The organism is Bradyrhizobium campsiandrae (genome assembly GCF_014529705.1).
Lineage (GTDB): Bacteria > Pseudomonadota > Alphaproteobacteria > Rhizobiales > Xanthobacteraceae > Bradyrhizobium > Bradyrhizobium campsiandrae.
Map to the genome: position 1 here is coordinate 1 of NZ_JAANIH010000215.1, position 440 is coordinate 440.

General features: G+C 35.9%; 1 protein-coding gene. It reads right to left on the minus strand.

Going from position 1 to position 440, the window contains the following annotated elements:
• Positions 1-440 (minus strand): aromatic acid exporter family protein (locus G8O24_RS47160; protein ID WP_210324921.1); only part of this gene is annotated, 440 nt, incomplete at both ends.

Below are 440 nucleotides of genomic sequence, written 5' to 3' on the forward strand. Positions count from 1 at the left end.
TTAATGTGTCTAAATAGTCGATTGTCTCTTGGTAAGCAAAAACAGAAGCGATAATACGCATTAAATGGTATTTATCCATCATATCCTCATACTCATCTTTTTCCGTTTCTCTCATCTCACGTAAGAAAAGTTGCATCAAATCTTGGGGATCCTGCGCTAAATGTGACTCTACATATTCAAGATCAATCGAAACTTTATCGATATATGTCAGTAAAAGTTTAGCATGGTTATCCGTGAAGTAATCGATCTGCTGTCTGATTAATTCTGGCTTATCTGGAGGCAGTTGCAAATAAGCATTTTCATAGCGGTGTTGGATTTGTAAAAGCTCAAAACCTTTTTGAGAACAAAGCAACATCGGCCTAGATACAGCAATTTTCCGCCCTTTTGAAATGGCATTTTTCTTTAAAAAAGTACGCTCTTCTCTGTATAAACCATATAAG